The sequence below is a fragment of the Pseudoalteromonas sp. SG43-7 genome, from assembly GCF_014164295.1.
GTDB lineage: Bacteria > Pseudomonadota > Gammaproteobacteria > Enterobacterales > Alteromonadaceae > Pseudoalteromonas > Pseudoalteromonas rhizosphaerae.
Genome location: NZ_JACJEY010000013.1, coordinates 17,423 through 35,806 on the forward strand (window position 1 = coordinate 17,423; position 18,384 = coordinate 35,806).

The window sequence follows — 18,384 nt, forward strand, 5'->3', positions numbered from 1 at the left end:
TTATATTTTCCCTAAACCATGCAATTTAATCTTAATGAGTAAATCTCTTTGCCCCTGTAAGCTCTTCATTGCTAATATACTTGCCTGTTGTATTTTACTGATATGAGCTGTCGCTGAGCTTAAACTTGGATACCTCTGCGAGATTGCATTTCTATCAATCTCAAAATCCATACCATACATTACGTATAAGTAATTCTCGAGCTTAAAAAGGTCTGTCGTACGTTCAAAATCAAACTGACTAGGAATATGGGTATGCCAATACTTTAGTTTTTGTAAAAGGCCATCAGGAATATTTGCTTCATCACGATTATCAAGCCAAAATTGCGTATCATCACGTTTTGAAATGCAATAATGTAGTTTTATAAAATCAATAATATTTTCCCAAATTGCACCTACTTGCTGGTTATAATCTTTGGCAATATTTTGCATCTCATTAAAATTAATTGGTAGCTTCGTTGCTAATATTTTTGCTGTCATATCAAAAACAAGTAGCCCGGTTGCCTCAAGCGGTTCAACAAACCCTTGAGATAAGCCAACTGAAACACAATTCTTCAACCACGGCTCTTTTTGATACCCAGTTTGCATAGGTATTTTGCGCGCATTAACAGGCTCTTTACCTAGGTACTTTGCTAGTTCTTTATAAGCGCTTTCTTCATTTATATGATTACTAGAATAAACTAAACCAACCCCTCTTCTTGTAGTTAAACCTATATCCCAAATCCACCCAGCCTTTTTCGCATGTGCGACAGTATAAGGTTTAATAATTTTTTCGTGTTCTCCATAAGGAACTTGTATTGCAAGTGCGGTATCGCATAATAAAACATCTGATTTATCTACAAATGAGCCATTAAGTGTTTTCTTTATTAACTTTCCTTCAAAGCCACTACAATCAACAAATAAGTCACCACTAACCACGCCCTCATTTAACAGCTCTAACTCACAAATATAACCATCAGATGAGAGCTTTACGTTAGACACATGGGCATGAGTATGTTTAACAGCTAAATTATTAATCGCATTTTCTTTTAGTAGCTCTGTAAATTTACTTGCATCTAAGTGATATGCATAATTAACAATACCACCATATTCTGGAATTTGAATATTTTTAGGGGCTAAATTTGCTTCACATATGTCATGCTGTATTGATACGCAGGAAGCATAATGATCAGGACATATATCTTTATTCTGCAGCCAAAATGCATTTATTGAATCATTCCCTAAATGTGGGTATTCAAATAGATGATGGTAGAAATTATTGGGTTTTTCTGAGGGATTATAAGTCCAATCGACAAACTTGATACTTTGTTTAAATGTTGCATCGCATTGCACTAATAGTTGAGTTTCTGAAATCCCAAAACTTTTGAGTGTTTCTCTTATTACTGGCACTGTACCTTCACCCACACCAATTGTCGCTACATCCGGTGAGTCAATTAATTTTACTGAAAGGTTACCTGCTGCTATGCTTTCTTTATAGTGAGATGCAATATGGTTTGCAGTAAGCCAACCTGCTGTCCCCCCACCTAAAATGACGATATCCCTTATGTTTTTTTTATTCATAGTATTCTCACAAAAAAGCCCCGAAAACGGGGCTTAATTATATATCTTAATCTTAATTTAGAAGCGGAAATCTACACCAATTGCATAAGTAGCTTCACCTTGGTAAGACCAAGCTGGATAGCCATCTTTAAGTGAAATTTTAGTTGCTTCGTTATCTGCATCTGCTGCAGCGTATTGAATGCTATCTTCTTCAAGTAAGTTTGTAGCAGCAAAACGCAATGTGAAGTTTTCAGTTAAATTATAACTTGCTGTTAAATCAAGTGTACCAAAATCATCGTGCCAGCGGTTTCCATAAAAGCCTGTTTCACGGATCATATACTCTGAACGCCAATTGTAAGCTAGACGTACAGAAACGTCATCATTCTCATAATAGCCGACTGCGTTAACTGTATGCTCTGAACTATCAGTGAAAACATCAATGCCATCAGAGAAATTATCCGGATCGGCAGAACTGTCAGCGAAGGTATAGTTAAACATGGTTCCGAAGCCACCTGCTAACGCATGTTGAATTTGGAACTCAACCCCTGCAATTTCGCCACCATCACCGTCTACTTGTGTGTTCACGGTCCAATCATCACATTTACAAACGGGGTCTGTAATGCCAATTTTTTGGTTACGTAATGTCTCAGACGTAGTGAAGTTACTAACATCTTTATAAAAAGCAGTAACTGCAACTAAGTTAGAGTCACCATAGTAATATTCAAAACCAATATCAGCCTGAGTTGCCTTAAACGGGCTAAGTGAAGGGCTTCCTTTTGTAACCGACTGATTACCTAACTGTGTATCGCCATAACCTGCTAACGATTGCGATGCAAACATATCTGAATAGTTTGGACGAGAGATAACTTGCGCAATAGAGAAACGTAAAATAGTATCTTGATTTATATCATATGCTAAGTTAAAACTTGGTAAAAGTTCACTATAATGACCTTGGTCTGTGTCGATTGTTGAGCTTAGGCCGTTATTTTGCGCAATCCCATTTGGGTCAACAAAAGTTGGATCTGGTGCATAAAAATCTGACTCCGCATATGTTGATACATAGCGCACACCAAAGTTACCGCGATAGGCTTCACCGGAAAAATTTGCCATTACATATACTGAAAGGTTTTCCTCTTCAACAGTACCAAAGCCAGAACGGTCTTCATACCAGTTTTGAACAGCCGCTAAGCCATTCGCTTTCATCGCGTTAATATTTGGTAGTGGAATTGTTAAATCTTGCATACCAGCAGTATCTGTACCACTCCAGTATTGCAAAGGATCAACGCTAACGTGTGCACCTTGTGCTGCTCGCAAAGATTCTCTTGTTACTTCATGGTTAGACCAACGAACACCTGTTTTAACGCTGGTAATGAAATCACTATCCAGCATCAAAGTTAAATCAGTTTGAAAGTATGTCTCTTTATCCTCATTTGGCGCAATTTGTGTTGCCCACTCTTGAAGACCTCTATCCGCCCATACTGTATCAATGTCATTTTCATTCCAACCATTCACAGCAATATCAATATCTGTATATTCACCAGTTGCATCAATTGTACCGTAAACATCTTCTGGAGAGCCGATAAAAGCAGCATGATTAAGAGTTAAATCAGTACCACCTTCAGCTTTAGTTGTGCCTATTTGTGTTTCAAGTTTAAAATTATCGCTAACGTAATCAAACGATAAATCGATTGTTTCTGAATTCATTGATGCAAAACGAGCGAATGTTTGCAAGAACGTTTGTCCAGCTGGATTAGCTGCATTTGTTTCACGGACTAAACATGCACCGGCATCGTTAAATTGTGAGCAACTATCAGTATTAGAGAAGACAAAAAGACTGTTGTTATTATTATCTGCACTTAAGTCTAAATTCATATAATGTAGAGCGAAGCTCATATTATCTGTAGGTGAATATTGAGCTGTAAAATCTACTGCAGTACGCTCACGATTTTGCTCAAAATAGTTAGCAGACTCTGCACCTGCCCATGCGTAAGATGCTTCATTACCACGGCGCACATATGTTGTATCTTCCCATGCAACAGCGGCAAGAACACCAAATGTTTCTTCATCATTCTTCCAGCTGTAAAGGCCTGAAATTGCAGGATCTGTTTCGCTAGAAGCCGTTGAATATGTGCCCTCAGCTGAAATAAATGCAGTGCCAGAATCTAGATCCAGTGGTTTACGAGTAATAACATCAACCGAACCACCAACACCACCTTCAAGTAAATCTGCTTGAGAAGATTTATATACTTTAATTTCAGAAATCATCTGTGGTGGTAAAAGTGTGTAATTAAAGCTACGGTCAATTGCTTGTTGGTCATACCAACCTGTAGAAGCAACATTTTGACCATTTAATGTAGTCAACGTTAGTTGATTAGATGCGCCACGGATAGAAACTTGCTGCCCTTGACCAAACTGGCGATTAACTGCAACACCAGGAATACGACCTAAAGCTTCACCTACATCACTATCTGGAAACTTGCCAATATCCTCTGCTGATACAGCATCTACAACGCCATCAGCAAACCGTTTAGTATTGATTGATGCCTCTAAAGAGCGACGAATACCACGTACTTCAATGACTTCTACGTCTTCTTGAACTTTTACTTCGTCAGCTGCATAAACAGCACCAGTGAATCCGGCACTCATTACAAGACCGATATTTACTGCTAATAAGCTTTTTTTAAAATTTTTAGCTAACACAGGATTCCCCTTGAATCATTTTGTTGGTTTTATTTATCACTTCTGCCCAGTGATGATGACAGCGTTGTCATCTAGTAACAAACCATACACTCTAAATTACATTTGTGCTACATCTTTTTAGCCGTTTTGTGCAAAAAAATAGCTATAAAAATAATAACCAATTGAATATTAATACATTAAAAAAATAGAGTTTATAAATTGTTACAGTTTTACGGCGGGAATATAGCATGGTTAAGTTCAAAAACAGAAAACCAAATGGACTGTTTTAGGTAATTTTATGATTTTAGATAAGTCTTAGTGTAAAAAAAACGTTCCACTTCAACTATACAGAAATGACATTTCGCTTATTTGCTGATAAAGATATAACTTTAGCTGGATGAACAAAAACACATCTTTTCACATTAATATTGCAGAAAAATTAGGGCAAATAATTTATCAAGGGGAATTCATTAATAGTTATCAATATCAATGACAGCGTTGTCATTTTGTATTCTAAAGAGTTACGCTATTAATGTCTACCTTTATTTCCCCCCATAGCCTACCCTTTTCATTGAAAATTTTAGAGAGCTATAGGAACCGTGAAAATTACTCATATAATTGTTCTATATGGATAATTTTTAATGTAGTTAGTGAAGTTTTTTAAACCACTAAGATACTCATGTTTTTAATAAAGTAGGCATAAGTAGGCATAAGTAGGCATAAGTAGCCACATTTCAACAAACAACTAGTTAACTCACACTATTTGTGAGGCTTGTTATTTAGTGAAGATAAGTCACTGGCAGATAGATCACATTACGCTCCAAACTTAATAATTGCCGGGCGTTATATAATACCAATCGACTTAAATATTTAACTATTCTAGCGAAGCTATAAATGGTCAGTAACTTAACACGATTGTATAACTGTTGTTTTCGATAAAAATAAATAAGCGAAAATAATAAAGATCTTGCAAGTGCGATACAGATAAATTTAGAAGAGAAACAAAAATGCAGGCTTTATAGCCTGCATTTTAAAGTTTGGGTCGATTGGGGTCGTTACGGAGCCCAATAAACTTCAATATTTATTGTTGGGTGATTTAAAACTGCACGTAGTGGCATGTCGTTTTCATCTCCACCGGCTTTTGCTGCTTTATATACAGCAAGCTTTTCTTCTCCACTGATCAGTAACTTAACCACTTTAGACTGCGCAATCGCTGCTAAAGTTAACGTCATACGTTCGGTAATATTCCCTGTTACTTCACTTTCTATAGCATTAATTGCACATACCAATTGTGATGTTTCAAGCCCTTGCTGTAAACCGCCCGCATGTGGAAATAATGAAGCGGTATGACCATCCGGTCCCATGCCTAATATAGTTACATCAAATGGACGTTTCAGTTGTTGGTACGCAGCTTCACATTCTGCACTACCCTGTTGGGCAGTCTCGGCATTGTTTTTCATAGTAATGAAGTTAGCTGCCGCCCCATGATTTTGTAATAACGTGCTCTTAATAAACGCTTCATTACTTTTTTCATGTGCTGCATCAACCCAACGTTCATCAACCATAGCAACATCTATCTTTGCCCAATCTAATGCTAGATTAGATAAGTGCTTATAAGCGGGTGCAGGTGATGAACCACCTGATACCATCAGTACGGCACGGCCATCAGCTTCAATACCGTTGACTAAACTTTGTTCAAGTGTTGTAGATAACTCAGCGGTTAATGCATCTTTTGAATCAAAAAATTTCTCTACGATGGTTGCCATTGTTATGCCTTATCGCCAGTGTTAAACCAAACATGGTTATTTTCAGCTAATAGTTCATCAGCATCATCAGGCCCCCAGCTACCAGCACGGTATAAAGCAGGCTTACCTTTTTCTTGCCAGCGCTCGATAATTGGGTCAATCCATTTCCAAGCTTGACGTACTTCATCACGATGAATAAACAGGGATGGATTATTTGCAGCTGCATCTAACATCAAGCGCTTGTACGCATCTGAATGGAAACCATTGCTATAAGCTTGCGATAGCTCAATGTTCATGGTTACCGGCTCTAATTGCATCTCTAAATTATCAAGACGCTTTGACATCAAGGTTAATTGAATTGTCTCTTCAGGCTGAAGGCGTATAACCAAACGGTTTGGTTCAATATTGCCAACATTATCACCGTAAACATTGTGTGATACTTTTTTGTATTCAACGACAATTTCGGCACAACGTTTTGCCATACGTTTACCTGTACGAAGGTAAAATGGCACGCCCGCCCAACGCCAGTTATCAATATGAGCACGAATAGCAACAAATGTTTCTGTTTTACTTGAACCTTCATTTAACTCTTCTAAGTAACCAGGGACAATTTTGCCATCCAAATCACCGGGTACATATTGACCACGAATGATGTTGTCATCTACATCCGTTGCAACAAGTGGGCGCAATGATTCTAATACTTTCAGCTTTTCGGTGCGGATGCTGTTTGCATTAAGTTTATTTGGTGATTCCATCGCGACTAAACATAACAATTGTAATAAATGGTTTTGCACCATGTCACGTAAAGCACCGGCTTTATCATAAAAACCAGCACGGCTTTCAAGGCCAACAGTTTCAGATAAGCTGATTTGAATATTATCGATTGATTTAGCATCCCACATATTTTCAAATAATGAATTTGAAAAACGCAGTGCCATTAAGTTTTGTACCGTTTCTTTACCTAAGTAATGATCAATACGGAAGATTTGCTCTTCGCTAAAGTATTCAGCAATTTTTGCATTGATCTCTTCTGCTGAATTACCGCAATAACCAATTGGTTTTTCAACAACGACACGTGATGTAGCAGTGATCAGACCTTTGCTAGACAGTATTTCACAGCAGCTACCATATACCGCAGGTGGAAGTGATAAATAGAACACCCGAGATTTGTCTGCATCGTGCTCATCTAGTATTGTTTTTAGTTTATCCCAATCATCGTCTGCTTCGGTTACATTCGTGACTACTGGCACCAAACACGCTGAAAAAGCTTTCCAATCTTTGGCATTAAACTCACCTTTACCTAAAAATTCTTTTAGCGCTTGATGAGCTGTTTCTATGTATTCCGCACGTTTACTTTCTTCACGAACCGTCGGTAAAATACGCGAACCTTGTGGAAGGTTGCCTTCTTGATATGCGCGATACATTGCAGGTAATAATTTGCGTAATGCAAGATCACCACCGCCCCCAAAAATTACAATATCAAAAGGATTTAACATAATTTACTCTCTACGTTTGCTATGCCCAGTTGTCAACTATCCACTATTGATAGTGCGGGCATACATTCTTGTTGTTTAGTTGATGTCAGCTTTTTGGCATCGTACTCGAGAAAAAGCCTGTTGAATTCGCTTGTTTTTATCGCTGAATATTGATTCAGCTGTATTCATTTCAAACTGGTAATTAAATGAGTCTTAGGGGCTCTGTATATCCTCTCACAAATATACAGGCCCTAAGAACTCCAGCGCTACCCGTTCAAAGGTATTTGGTTACACAGTACAATTGATTGTGCTGTGCGAATTTTTTACTGCGCTCGACGTTGTTTATAATAGCTCATTAAGCCATTTGTCGAACTATCATGTGGATGGTTTATATTATCATCCAGTAACTCAGCTTCAATTTTTGAGGCTAAGCCTTTACCAAGTTCAACACCCCATTGATCGAAAGAACAGATCTCTAAAATGATGCCTTGGCAGAAAATTTTATGCTCATATAAGGCAATTAATCGCCCCACCGTTTTTGCATCAACCGTATCTAACAGCATTGATGTTGTAGGACGGTTACCACGGTGGATTTTATGATCAATTAGCGCGGCTATTTCAGCCTCTGATTTGCCTTTTGCGGTTAAATCAGCGCGAACTTGCTCGGCATCAACCCCCATCATCATCGCTTCTGTTTGTGCAAAAAAGTTCGATAATAAAATGTCGTGATGCTGACCAATATTAACCTGAGGTTTAATAGAGGCAATAAAATCAGCCGGTACAATCACATTGCCTTGGTGCAAACACTGATAAAAAGCATGTTGACCATTAATGCCGGTCATACCCCAAATAATTGGCACTGTAGTATACGGTACGGTATTACCCGCAAAATTAACGTGCTTACCATTACTTTCCATTTCACCTTGCTGCAAATAAGCTGGCAACATGTGTAATGCTTGATCGTAAGGTAAAATAACCTGTGAGTCGAAACCTAAAAAGCTGGTATTCCATACGCTCAACAAAGCCATTAACAATGGTACATTTTCTGCAAATTCGGCCGTTTTAAAGTGTTCATCAACTTCAAAAGCACCTTCAAGAATCGCTTCAAATGCATCAAAACCTAAATACAATGCAATTGGTAAGCCTATCGCACTCCATAATGAAAAGCGACCACCTACCCAATCCCACATTGTGAATACGTTTTCATCAGAAATACCAAACGCTGCCGTTTTTTCTAAATTAGTGCTCACTGCTACAAAGTGCTTAGCAATGGCTTGCTTGTCATCGGCTGACTCTAAAAACCATGCAACGGCGGTTTTTGCATTGGTCATGGTTTCAGATGTAGTAAAGGTTTTTGACGAAATCACAAACAAAGTTGTTTCAGGATCGATGTCTTTCAATACTGACGCAATTTGTACGCCATCAACATTTGAAACGTAATGTACTTTTAATGAGTCATCTGCATAGCTTTTCAGTGCTTCCGTGGCCATTTGTGGGCCTAAGTTTGAACCACCAACACCAATGCTCACAACATCTTTCACGGCTTTACCGGTATAACCTAACCATTGCCCGCTACGTACTTTTTCAACGAACAACTTAATTTTTTGTAATTCAGCGTTAACCACCGAACTTACATTCTCGCCATCTACAACTAATGATGATGCACTACGGTTACGAAGTGCAGTATGAAGCACGGCTCTATCTTCGGTGATATTAATTTTTTCACCGCTGAACATTTTATCTCGCCAATTAGCGATATCACACTCTTGTGCTAAAGACAGTAACTGTGCCATCACACTGTTATCAATCAATTGTTTTGAATAATCAAATAAAACACCTGGGATCTGAGTCGAAAATTGCTCGAATCGCGTGCTGTTATTGGCAAATAAATCTTTAAGATGAACTTCCTTCATCTTATTTGCACTTACTTGTAATGCTTGCCAACTAGCTAACTGTGAACGACAACTCATTTTTAACATCCCCTTAAACTTGCAACAAACTGATTTATAACTATCTTTAGATTAAAAAAGTGTACTAATAGCGTATTAACTTACAAATAAATTTAACTATAAGTTAGAATGACAACGCTATCAACAAGCTAATTTTATATTTTACAATCGAGATAATAACGTACTTTTACTCATTTGACACCGGTATCATAAAAATTATCTCAATTATTTTACTGCTAATTTTACTGAACATTAGATACACTAACTGGTCTTGATGAAGAAATAATGAATAACACGTTTGTTAAGTCTACTTAGGTGTATTCTTATCAGGAACATATCAACACTAAAACAATAACCTAAAAGTAACTCTATGAAAGTAACTATAAATGATGTAGCGAGGCTCGCCGGGGTTTCGATGAAAACGGTTTCACGGGTAATAAATAAAGAACCATCTGTTCGTAAAAAAACTTACGATACAGTCATGGATGCTGTAAAAGAGCTGAACTATCAGCCAAATCTTGCAGCACGAAACCTAGCTGGCACGTCATCATTTACGGTAGGCTTAGTTTATGACAATCCTAATGCGTATTATGTGATTGATATGCAAAATGGTGTGCTTTCTCGCTGTAAAGACGAAGGCTATGAATTGGTGATCCATCCATGCACTTATACAGATGCAAACATGAAAGATGAATTTATCACCATGATAAAGCGCTCTCGCTTAGCTGGGCTTGTGCTTACACCGCCATTATCAGAGCAAAGTAGCATCACCAATTTACTCGATGAGTTAAATATTCATTACGTTAGGGTGTTATCTGGGCGACCATCAGATGATGATCAAGACACCTGTATTTATGTTAACGATTATAAAGCCGCGTATGAGATCACCACTCACCTTTTAACTCATGGACATGAAAATATTGGCTTTATCTGTGGCGATAAAGAACATAAATCGACGTCTGAACGCCTTGAAGGTTATAAAGCAGCGCTGGCAGATAATCATAAAGAATTTGATAAACGCTTTATTTACGATGGTAAATATTCGTTTGAGTCGGGTGTTGAAGGTGCAAAGCACTTGTTAGCCGAGAATAACACCTTGGCTATAACCGCTATATTAGGTGGCAACGATGAAATGGCCGCTGGAGCCCTATTTGCATCACGCTTAATGGGTATTGCTATTCCTGAACAGTTATCTATTACTGGCTTTGAGGATTCTCCTTTCTCTCGTCAGACATGGCCAAAGTTAACTACCGCTCATCAAGCAAACGATGTTATCTCTCAACATGCAGCACGGTTATTATTTACCAAAACTCGCGGTGCTCGTAACCAAGATAAAGACATCATCACATCATTTACACCATCAATTGTGATCCGTGAAAGTTCAGGGCCTAAACAGTCGCTACAGCCTTGACTGATAATAAATAAGGCGCTAAAAGCGCCTTATTTATTATCAGTCAATTGCCAGTCTTCTGCCCTGTTATTATAACAGTGCCATTCCACCGCTGAGATTATACACGTCAGTAAAGCCAAGCTGAGATAAGTTAGTTGCCGCTTGTTTTGAACGATTACCACTGCGACAAAGTAAAATATATTTACCCTGTGGGTTCAATTGCCTGTCCACTAATGCATTTGCCATTCTACTTAGCGGAATATTCATCACTCGCGCAGGGCTAACTGCAAATAACTGAGGAATATTGTTTACCCCATGTTCATATGGTTCACGAGTATCAATTAAATAGACATCGCTTGCAGTTAACATATCTTTTGCTTGCACGGCGTTCAGTTCGTATGCTCTACTGTATTTTAAACTGTCAGCATAACCACACAAAGTTGCAAATTTACATAAATTGTCTTCATCGCTGCGCTGCTTGTTGTTAGCAAATTCAGTATCACTTAGTTCATTGTTCAATAATGCATGCAATAACGGCGTTTGCTGCTGTTGAACTTGCCAATTAATAGCAAAACATTGCTGGTAGTCATGACCAGAACAAATAACTGTCGACTCTGATAAGCATGTTGATAGTTGACGTAATGAGTGTGCCATAGCTAACGCATCCCCACCGTCAATTGCAGTATTACCAAGCCCAGCAGGCAGCAGCAAATCACCGCAAAAGCAAAATAGCACTTGTTGAGAGTTGTTACACCGCAATAAATAACTAACACTATCTTGGCTGTGCCCGGGTGTTGCTAAGCGCTCAATGGTGCATTCAGGTAATACAATACTCGTTTGCTGCACTGGCCACCCTAATTCATACTCGTCATGCAAACTGAATTTTAAGGCCTGAGCCAACAATGTAGTCGCACAGCATCGCTCTTGATGGGCATGTGTGTCTAAAATGGCTGCTACCGTTAAATTTTGTGTGTGTACTATTTTTTCAAGCCGCGGGATAAGCTCAATAATTGGGTCAATGATCACTGCTTGTTTATCTTGACTGACATACAACCAACAACACGCACCTTGATGTCTAAATTGTGTTAAGCCTAATGCACACGCTTCTTGCTGTGGTGATGACGAATCTGAAACCACCAAACAATTAGCTTGTAATATTGGTTTAAGTGAACGAATACGCGCACAGGCAGTGGTTATTTCAGCCTGTGTTGTCGCCGGTCCAAATGATAAACGTATTGCATTTTCACTACGCCAATCACTCACGCCCATGGTATCTAACACAAAACTACGATTTGCGCCTGAGCTACAGGCTGAGCCACCACTGATACGAATACCTGCCGCATCGAACAAATCCATCACTTCTTTACTACTGAGTTCATCAACAGCAAAATTTAACGTTGTTGGTACTGACAATGCAAAAGTATGATTAAAGGTTATATTACCAAAGGTATCTACTAAAGCCTGATGTAATTGTTCACGATAGCCGTTTAACACATCGATTGATTTAAACGTATCGTTTGTTTTATCCAGCAATAAACAAAACAGTTTGTTAAGACCTGCGATACCTGGCAGGTTTTCAGTACCGGATCGCATGCCACTTTCTTGACCACCACCGGCAATAAATGGCGTATAGGCACTGCCTTGACGAATATACAACACGCCTATACCTTTCGGTGCGTAAAGTTTATGGCCTGAAAATGGCGCGTAGTCAATCGTTGTATCACTAAGGGCTAATGCGGTTTTCCCTAGCGCTTGTACGCAATCCACCATCCACGCAACTTCCGTGTTATGTGCTCGTATTACCTTTTCAATCGCTTTTAAATCTTGATAAACACCGGTTTCATTGTTAACTGCCATGGTACAAATCATCAGTGCATCACCAGCGTGTTGAGCAATAAAATCTAAATCTAAAAGGCCATCACTCGATACCGGGATCGCAAGCACGGTTGCGTTTATACCCAATACGGCATTCCAATGTATTAATGTATTAGGTACTGCTTTATGTTCAGTCGCGCCATACAGTAATACTGGGTTTGGTTTAGCATGCTCTTTAGCTGCTATGAGCGTAGACACGACAGCTGTTTGAATTCCTTCGGTAGCCCCAGAAGTGAATAAAATATCACCCTGCTGTGCACCTATCACATCACGGGCTTTTTGACGTGTTTGCTCTAATAAGTGTTTAGCTTGAATACCGGTAATGTGTGAAGAAGAAGGGTTACCAAAGCAGATTTGCATAGTATGCGAAACAACCTCTGCAATACAAGGTAGCACCGGTGTTGTTGCGTTTGCATCAAGGTAAATTTGTGACGATGAGTCAGTAGGTAATATTAAATCAGACATTAAAAAACGCACCATATTACTAAAAGATATATCTTATAACCCATTCTACATAAAATTAATGGGCCGCGTAATAATCAATTAGTCTCTAAGGTGCGTTTTCTATACCATTTGATACTATACCCAAAATACCTAAATTTTCAGGTGATTTAGGTATAAAGCTAATTAACCAAAGTTCGTATTAGCTATGCTCAATCAGTTGTTCTTCTTGTTTCGTTGACCAAGCATTGAGTAAGGCTTTTACCAATGACGCTAGTGGAATTGCAAAAAACACGCCCCAAAAACCCCATAAGCCACCAAAAAACAGTACCGCAACAATAATAAATACCGGGTTCAGATCAACCGCTTCAGAAAATAGTAACGGCACCAGCACATTACCATCTAATGCTTGAATAATGCCGTAGATGATCAGTATGGTCCAAAACTGGGTTTCTAAACCAAATTGAAATAATGCCACGGCCGCAACCGGTATGGTAACAAGTGCCGCACCCACAAAAGGGATCAATACTGATAAACCCACTAATACGCCCAATAGCGCTGCATAACGTAAATCAAAAATAGTGAACGCGATAAACGATACTGAGCCTACAATCAAAATTTCAAACACTTTGCCACGAATATAATTCATGATTTGTTGGTTCATTTCATGCCACACCTGCAGGATTAAGCGTCTTTGTTTTGGAACGAGTTTTTCTGCACTTCTGATCAACTCCAGCTTATCTTTGAGCATAAAGAACACCAGTAATGGTACTAAAATAAGATAGATCAACCACGCCACTACATCTTTTAATGATGTCAACGAGACCGACAATAATACTTGGCCAAACTCAATTGCTTTGGCTTCAACGCTGCTGACTACTGATTGTACTTGCTCTGCATTAATTAAACTGGGGTATTGCTCAGGCAAGTGCAGTAAAAAAGATTTTCCCTGTTCTATCATGTGCGGACTTTCTTGCACTAAATTACTAGCTTGCTGCCACAGTATTGGGCCCATGCCGATCACTAAGGTCAGCATCAACCCTGAAAAAATCAACATCACAATAATAGTGGCAGTAAAGCGGTGTAAGCCAAAACGCTCTAAATGCGCAACCGGCCAATCAAGCAGATAAGCAATCACTAAAGCAATCAGCACAGGTACAATAAGTGCACCAAAGAAATAAAACATCGCCATTAAAGCGAGTAATAAAAACAATAAGGTCACTGAATGCGGATCTGAAAACTTCCTTTCGTACCACATTTTTACATATTCAAACACGATTTAGCTCCACGATTAACAATCCACGTTGTTGCTCTAATTTGTACTGATAATGATTTTTTTGCAAAAAGCGCTCCATATCTTTGGTAGATTGGTCTGCCAAAAGTGTAAATCTTATCGATTGCGCCGCAGCTAAAGCTTGGCGCAAAGCCAACTTAAACTGGATAAATTGCTGCGGGCATTTAAATCCGCGCAAGTCTTGCTCTAGCATAACCAATTATCTACCCTATAAAAATGAATAATACGGTCTTTATCAGTACTATTAATAACAAATGTAACTTTTTCTTAAAACACGCATCGCAATAGTTTATCCTTGTAGCATAGTTTGTAGTAAGGATAAGTTAATGTCTGGCACGCATAATAAAGCGCAACTACCCAGTAATCCAACTCTTAAAGAAATTAACTGGTATAAAAAACAAATAAATTGGGGTGAACTCCCACCCTTCTATCACCTTGTCGCCTCTTCAGTGAGCGAGTCGGAGGGGATATTAGAACACGGTTTTGATAATGCCGTGAAAAAAATAATTGATAGGCGCAATTGGAATCTCGATTTACTAGGAGGTCATGAAGACACTCTTGGGGAGATCCACTGTGAAAATAAGCCAAGAATTGCGTTGCATCAAGTGTTCACCGACCGAGGCTTTGAATTATGGGCACAGCCCTACGCAAAAGACGTTACAATAGATAAATACGTTAAAGATAACCGCTTTATGGAGTTTAACGAGTGGGATCCAGTGTCAATGAAAAGTTTGATCCGGATTAACCAATTACATAAGTTTATTGGTTTTTACTTTGAACGTGGTGACAAAGCAGATAAGGCGCTTATTCTCCATGCACACAAGGTAGTACATAAAATCATTAGTTTTTTACAGCGAGAATTGAACGTTGTAAAGCTAGATGGGGTCACAATCAAAGAATTGTATCAATTGTGCGAACGAGATAGCAGAGCATGCAGTGACGAAATCGACATTGCTAAACTCATGCTAGGTGAAAACCATAACAAGGAATAAAATGCAGCTTAAATCAGCCTTTATTACATTATTCAGTACACTTTTAACATTTAGTGTGCTGGTAAGTGAGCCATTAAAGGCACAAACCAATTTTACATTGCCAGATCTTGGTACTTCAGCATTACAAGCTTTGCCGCTTGAAAAAGAACAAGCTATCGGAAAGGTGATGATGATGCAAATTCGTGGCTCATCACCGGTTGTTAATGATCCTGTGCTTGATGAATATTTAACCACAATTGGCCGCAAGCTAGTTGCCAATGCCAATGATGTACGCTTTCCGTTTTCATTTTTTTGGATCAACAATCCGGAAATCAACGCATTTGCTTTTTATGGTGGCCATGTTGGGGTGCACACCGGTTTAATTGCGCAATCCGATAACGAAAGTCAGTTTGCCTCAGTACTTGGTCACGAAATTGCCCACGTTACCCAGCGCCACCTTGCACGTCGCATGCAACAACAACAAGATAACAGCGCACTCACTATCGCCGGTATGATTGCCGGTATTTTAGCAACCGTTGTGTCTCCTGATGCCGGTATCGCGATTATCTCAGCCAGTCAAACACAAAGCGCATTTAGTCAACTCACTCATAGCCGCTCAGCTGAGCAAGAAGCCGACCGCATTGGTATGCAAACACTCAATAATGCAGGATTTGATCCTTACGCATCCAGTGAATTCTTAACTAAACTTGCTGCGCAAATTCGTTATAAATACAAACCACCAGCCTTTTTGCTGACTCACCCATTACCTGAGAGCCGCGTGTCTGATGTGCGCTTACGTGCACAGCAATTTGAAAAACGTCAACTTCCGGATAGCTTAGAATTTAACCTTGCCAAAAGCCGCGTGATTGCTCGCTACCACCAAACACCAGAAGCGGCTGAAAATTTCTTTAGAAAGCTCATACGTGAAAACAGTTTTTATAATAAAACAGCGCTTAATTATGGCTTGGGTATTAGTTTATTGGATCAAAAAAAGCTCGATGAAGCGGCGCCTATTTTAGACGAACTTTTAAAGTCTGATCCTAAAAATTTATTCTATATTGATACGCATACTGATCTATTGATAGCTCAGAATAAAGCCGCCGAAGCAGTAAAGTTTTTAGCCGCGTTGCATGAAAACCGTCCTAACAATCAAGTTATTACCTTAAACTATGCCAATGCTGCACTTGAAGCTGAGCAATACGATGTTGCAGTGCAAATATTAAAATCATTTTTACTCGAAAAGCCTGAACATAATTTAGGCATGCAACTTCTTGCAGATGCCTATAAAAAGCAAGATAACTTAGCCGCTTATCATGAAGCAAATGCCGACGTTCTTGCACAATACGGCGCCTACTTAAAAGCCGCTGACGAAGTACAAAAAGCACTCAACTTTGTAGAACCACAAGAGCTAATTAAACAACAACGTCTCAAAGCATTGTTAACGCAATACCGCCAAATGCAAAAAGAGCTCGCAAGGCTTTAAGTCTGGTGCTGCTTGGCCTAAAATAGCCTTACTTTATCTAATTGGATTGTTACTATGTCTGTTACTATTTTTCATAATCCACGTTGTTCAAAATCGCGTGAAACATTAGCCCTACTTGAGCAAAAATCGATTCAGCCAGAGATAATCGAATACTTAAAAACACCATTGAATCATGAGCAAATCAGCATCTTAGTTAAACAGCTAGGGTTTTCTTCAGTACGTCAACTAATGCGTACTAAAGAAGATATTTACAAAGAGTTAGACCTTAAAAATGAGCATGATGAAAACGCACTCATTACAGCCATGGTTAGCAATCCAAAATTAATTGAGCGCCCTATTGTTGTAAATAACAATAAAGCCGCACTGGGTCGCCCACCAGAAAACGTACTAAGCGTACTTTAATGAGCGTCACTATTGTTGTGTTGTATCATTCAAGTCACGGCTCTGTTGCAGCCATGGCACATGAAATTGCAGAGTCGATTGAATGCCAAGGCGGTACTGCACTGCTAAGAACCTTTGTAGCTAGAGAACCTCACGATATTGTGATCAGCAAAGATGACTTAATCCAGTGTGATGGGTTAGCATTTGGCACCCCTACTCGCTTTGGTATGATGGCCTCACAAGCCAAAGCTTTTTGGGAAACCACCAGCGACTTATGGTTAAAAGGGCAATTAATAGATAAACCAGCCTGTGTATTCTCATCATCAAGTAGCATGCATGGTGGCAATGAAGCAACGTTGCTTAATTTGTCACTGCCGTTATTACACCACGGTATGCTGTTAATGGGTGTGCCGTATGAAGTACCTGAGTTACTTGCCACACAAACCGGTGGCACTCCCTATGGTGCAAGCCATGTTGCTGGTGCACAAAATAGCGCGCAATTAAGTAAAGACGAAATTAAAATTTGCCAAAGCGTTGGCCAACGCTTAGTTAAAATCACGAGAAAATTACAATGACATCGCACAGCGATTTAAACCCACAACTCACACCGAAAAAGGCTATTACTATCCGTTTTCAACGTATTGCAATAATTGGCTATATTGGCTTGTTACTGCTGATGCCACTTTGGTTGTTTTTATTAGAGCCTAGAGAAGGTCATAGCAATGGATTTATTTTTGTTGTGTATATTTTACCGCTTTTACTGCCGCTAAAAGGCATCATTCAAGATAAACCTTATACGTATGCATGGGCAAACTTTATTGTTATGTTCTATTTTATTCACGGTTTTACCCTACTGTGGGTCGCACAAGAACAACTAATATGGGTCGTTTTAGAGCTGCTGTTCGCCAGTATGATGTTTATTGGTTGTACTTATTATGCACGTCACCGAGGTCAAGAGCTGGGGCTAAAAATTCAAAAACTAAAAGATGAGTTAGCAACAGAAAAAGCGGCTCATGAATTTAATAAAAAAGACTAAAGTTAATACCAAACGACTTAAATATTTAACCATTCTAGCGAGCTAAATGGTCAGTAACTTAACACGATTGGTATAACAACTAAAAAACGCGCTTAATTAGCGCGTTTTTGTCTACGGTACATGCAAGAA

General features: G+C 39.0%; 14 protein-coding genes. 6 read left to right on the plus strand and 8 right to left on the minus strand.

Annotated features, from left to right (window positions below; all coding sequences use genetic code 11):
- The 5 genes from H5200_RS07930 to pgi form a co-directional block, all read right to left on the minus strand.
- Entirely contained in the window at positions 1 to 1,557 is a 1,557-nt protein-coding gene (locus H5200_RS07930; protein WP_182761276.1) for a tryptophan halogenase family protein, read from the minus strand.
- A gap of 57 nt (positions 1,558 to 1,614) precedes the next feature.
- Positions 1,615 to 4,236, minus strand: a complete 2,622-nt coding sequence (locus H5200_RS07935; protein ID WP_182761277.1) for a TonB-dependent receptor — start codon at positions 4,234 to 4,236, stop codon at positions 1,615 to 1,617.
- A gap of 1,034 nt (positions 4,237 to 5,270) precedes the next feature.
- Complete coding sequence (gene pgl, locus H5200_RS07940) at positions 5,271 to 5,981, minus strand: 6-phosphogluconolactonase (RefSeq protein ID WP_149982816.1); 711 nt, start codon at positions 5,979 to 5,981, stop codon at positions 5,271 to 5,273.
- 2 nt (positions 5,982 to 5,983) lie between these two features.
- Positions 5,984 to 7,456 carry a glucose-6-phosphate dehydrogenase gene (zwf, locus tag H5200_RS07945; protein ID WP_145240983.1) on the minus strand — a complete coding sequence of 491 codons (1,473 nt, stop codon included), beginning with the start codon at positions 7,454 to 7,456 and terminating at the stop codon, positions 5,984 to 5,986.
- A 302-nt stretch (positions 7,457 to 7,758) separates the two neighbouring features.
- Positions 7,759 to 9,405 carry a glucose-6-phosphate isomerase gene (gene pgi, locus H5200_RS07950; protein ID WP_182761278.1) on the minus strand — a complete coding sequence of 549 codons (1,647 nt, stop codon included), beginning with the start codon at positions 9,403 to 9,405 and terminating at the stop codon, positions 7,759 to 7,761.
- Between the two features lie 349 nt (positions 9,406 to 9,754).
- Here pgi and H5200_RS07955 point away from each other — a divergent pair, with 349 nt between their 5' ends.
- On the plus strand, positions 9,755 to 10,795 hold the full coding sequence (locus H5200_RS07955; protein ID WP_182761279.1) for a LacI family DNA-binding transcriptional regulator: 1,041 nt from the start codon (positions 9,755 to 9,757) through the stop codon (positions 10,793 to 10,795).
- Between the two features lie 69 nt (positions 10,796 to 10,864).
- Here H5200_RS07955 and H5200_RS07960 read toward each other — a convergent pair whose 3' ends face one another.
- The 3 genes from H5200_RS07960 to H5200_RS07970 form a co-directional block, all read right to left on the minus strand.
- A complete protein-coding gene (locus tag H5200_RS07960; RefSeq protein ID WP_182761280.1) occupies positions 10,865 to 13,114 on the minus strand; it encodes an aminotransferase class V-fold PLP-dependent enzyme in 2,250 nt (749 codons plus the stop codon).
- 178 nt (positions 13,115 to 13,292) lie between these two features.
- On the minus strand, positions 13,293 to 14,366 hold the full coding sequence (locus H5200_RS07965; protein WP_149982820.1) for an AI-2E family transporter: 1,074 nt from the start codon (positions 14,364 to 14,366) through the stop codon (positions 13,293 to 13,295).
- Entirely contained in the window at positions 14,359 to 14,577 is a 219-nt protein-coding gene (locus H5200_RS07970; protein ID WP_149982821.1) for a sulfurtransferase TusA family protein, read from the minus strand. Before H5200_RS07970 ends, H5200_RS07965 begins: the two co-directional genes overlap by 8 nt.
- A 133-nt stretch (positions 14,578 to 14,710) precedes the next feature.
- Here H5200_RS07970 and H5200_RS07975 point away from each other — a divergent pair, with 133 nt between their 5' ends.
- Genes H5200_RS07975 through H5200_RS07995 form a run of 5 tightly spaced genes read left to right on the plus strand, consistent with a single transcriptional unit; the run spans position 14,711 to position 18,255 of the window.
- The gene (locus H5200_RS07975) at positions 14,711 to 15,376 is read left to right on the plus strand and encodes a hypothetical protein (RefSeq protein ID WP_149982822.1); all 666 of its coding nucleotides are present in this window, start codon (positions 14,711 to 14,713) and stop codon (positions 15,374 to 15,376) included.
- A 1-nt stretch (position 15,377) separates the two neighbouring features.
- The gene (locus H5200_RS07980; RefSeq protein WP_182718419.1) at positions 15,378 to 16,838 is read left to right on the plus strand and encodes a M48 family metalloprotease; all 1,461 of its coding nucleotides are present in this window, start codon (positions 15,378 to 15,380) and stop codon (positions 16,836 to 16,838) included.
- Between the two features lie 54 nt (positions 16,839 to 16,892).
- A complete protein-coding gene (gene arsC / locus H5200_RS07985; RefSeq protein WP_182761281.1) occupies positions 16,893 to 17,240 on the plus strand; it encodes an arsenate reductase (glutaredoxin) in 348 nt (115 codons plus the stop codon).
- Positions 17,240 to 17,794: an NAD(P)H:quinone oxidoreductase gene (wrbA, locus tag H5200_RS07990; RefSeq protein ID WP_145241001.1), complete on the plus strand. Its 555-nt coding sequence runs from the start codon at positions 17,240 to 17,242 to the stop codon at positions 17,792 to 17,794. The genes arsC and wrbA overlap by 1 nt, the downstream gene beginning before the upstream one ends.
- Entirely contained in the window at positions 17,791 to 18,255 is a 465-nt protein-coding gene (locus H5200_RS07995) for a DUF2069 domain-containing protein (RefSeq protein WP_145241003.1), read from the plus strand. Before wrbA ends, H5200_RS07995 begins: the two co-directional genes overlap by 4 nt.
- Positions 18,256 to 18,384 lie beyond the last annotated feature (129 nt).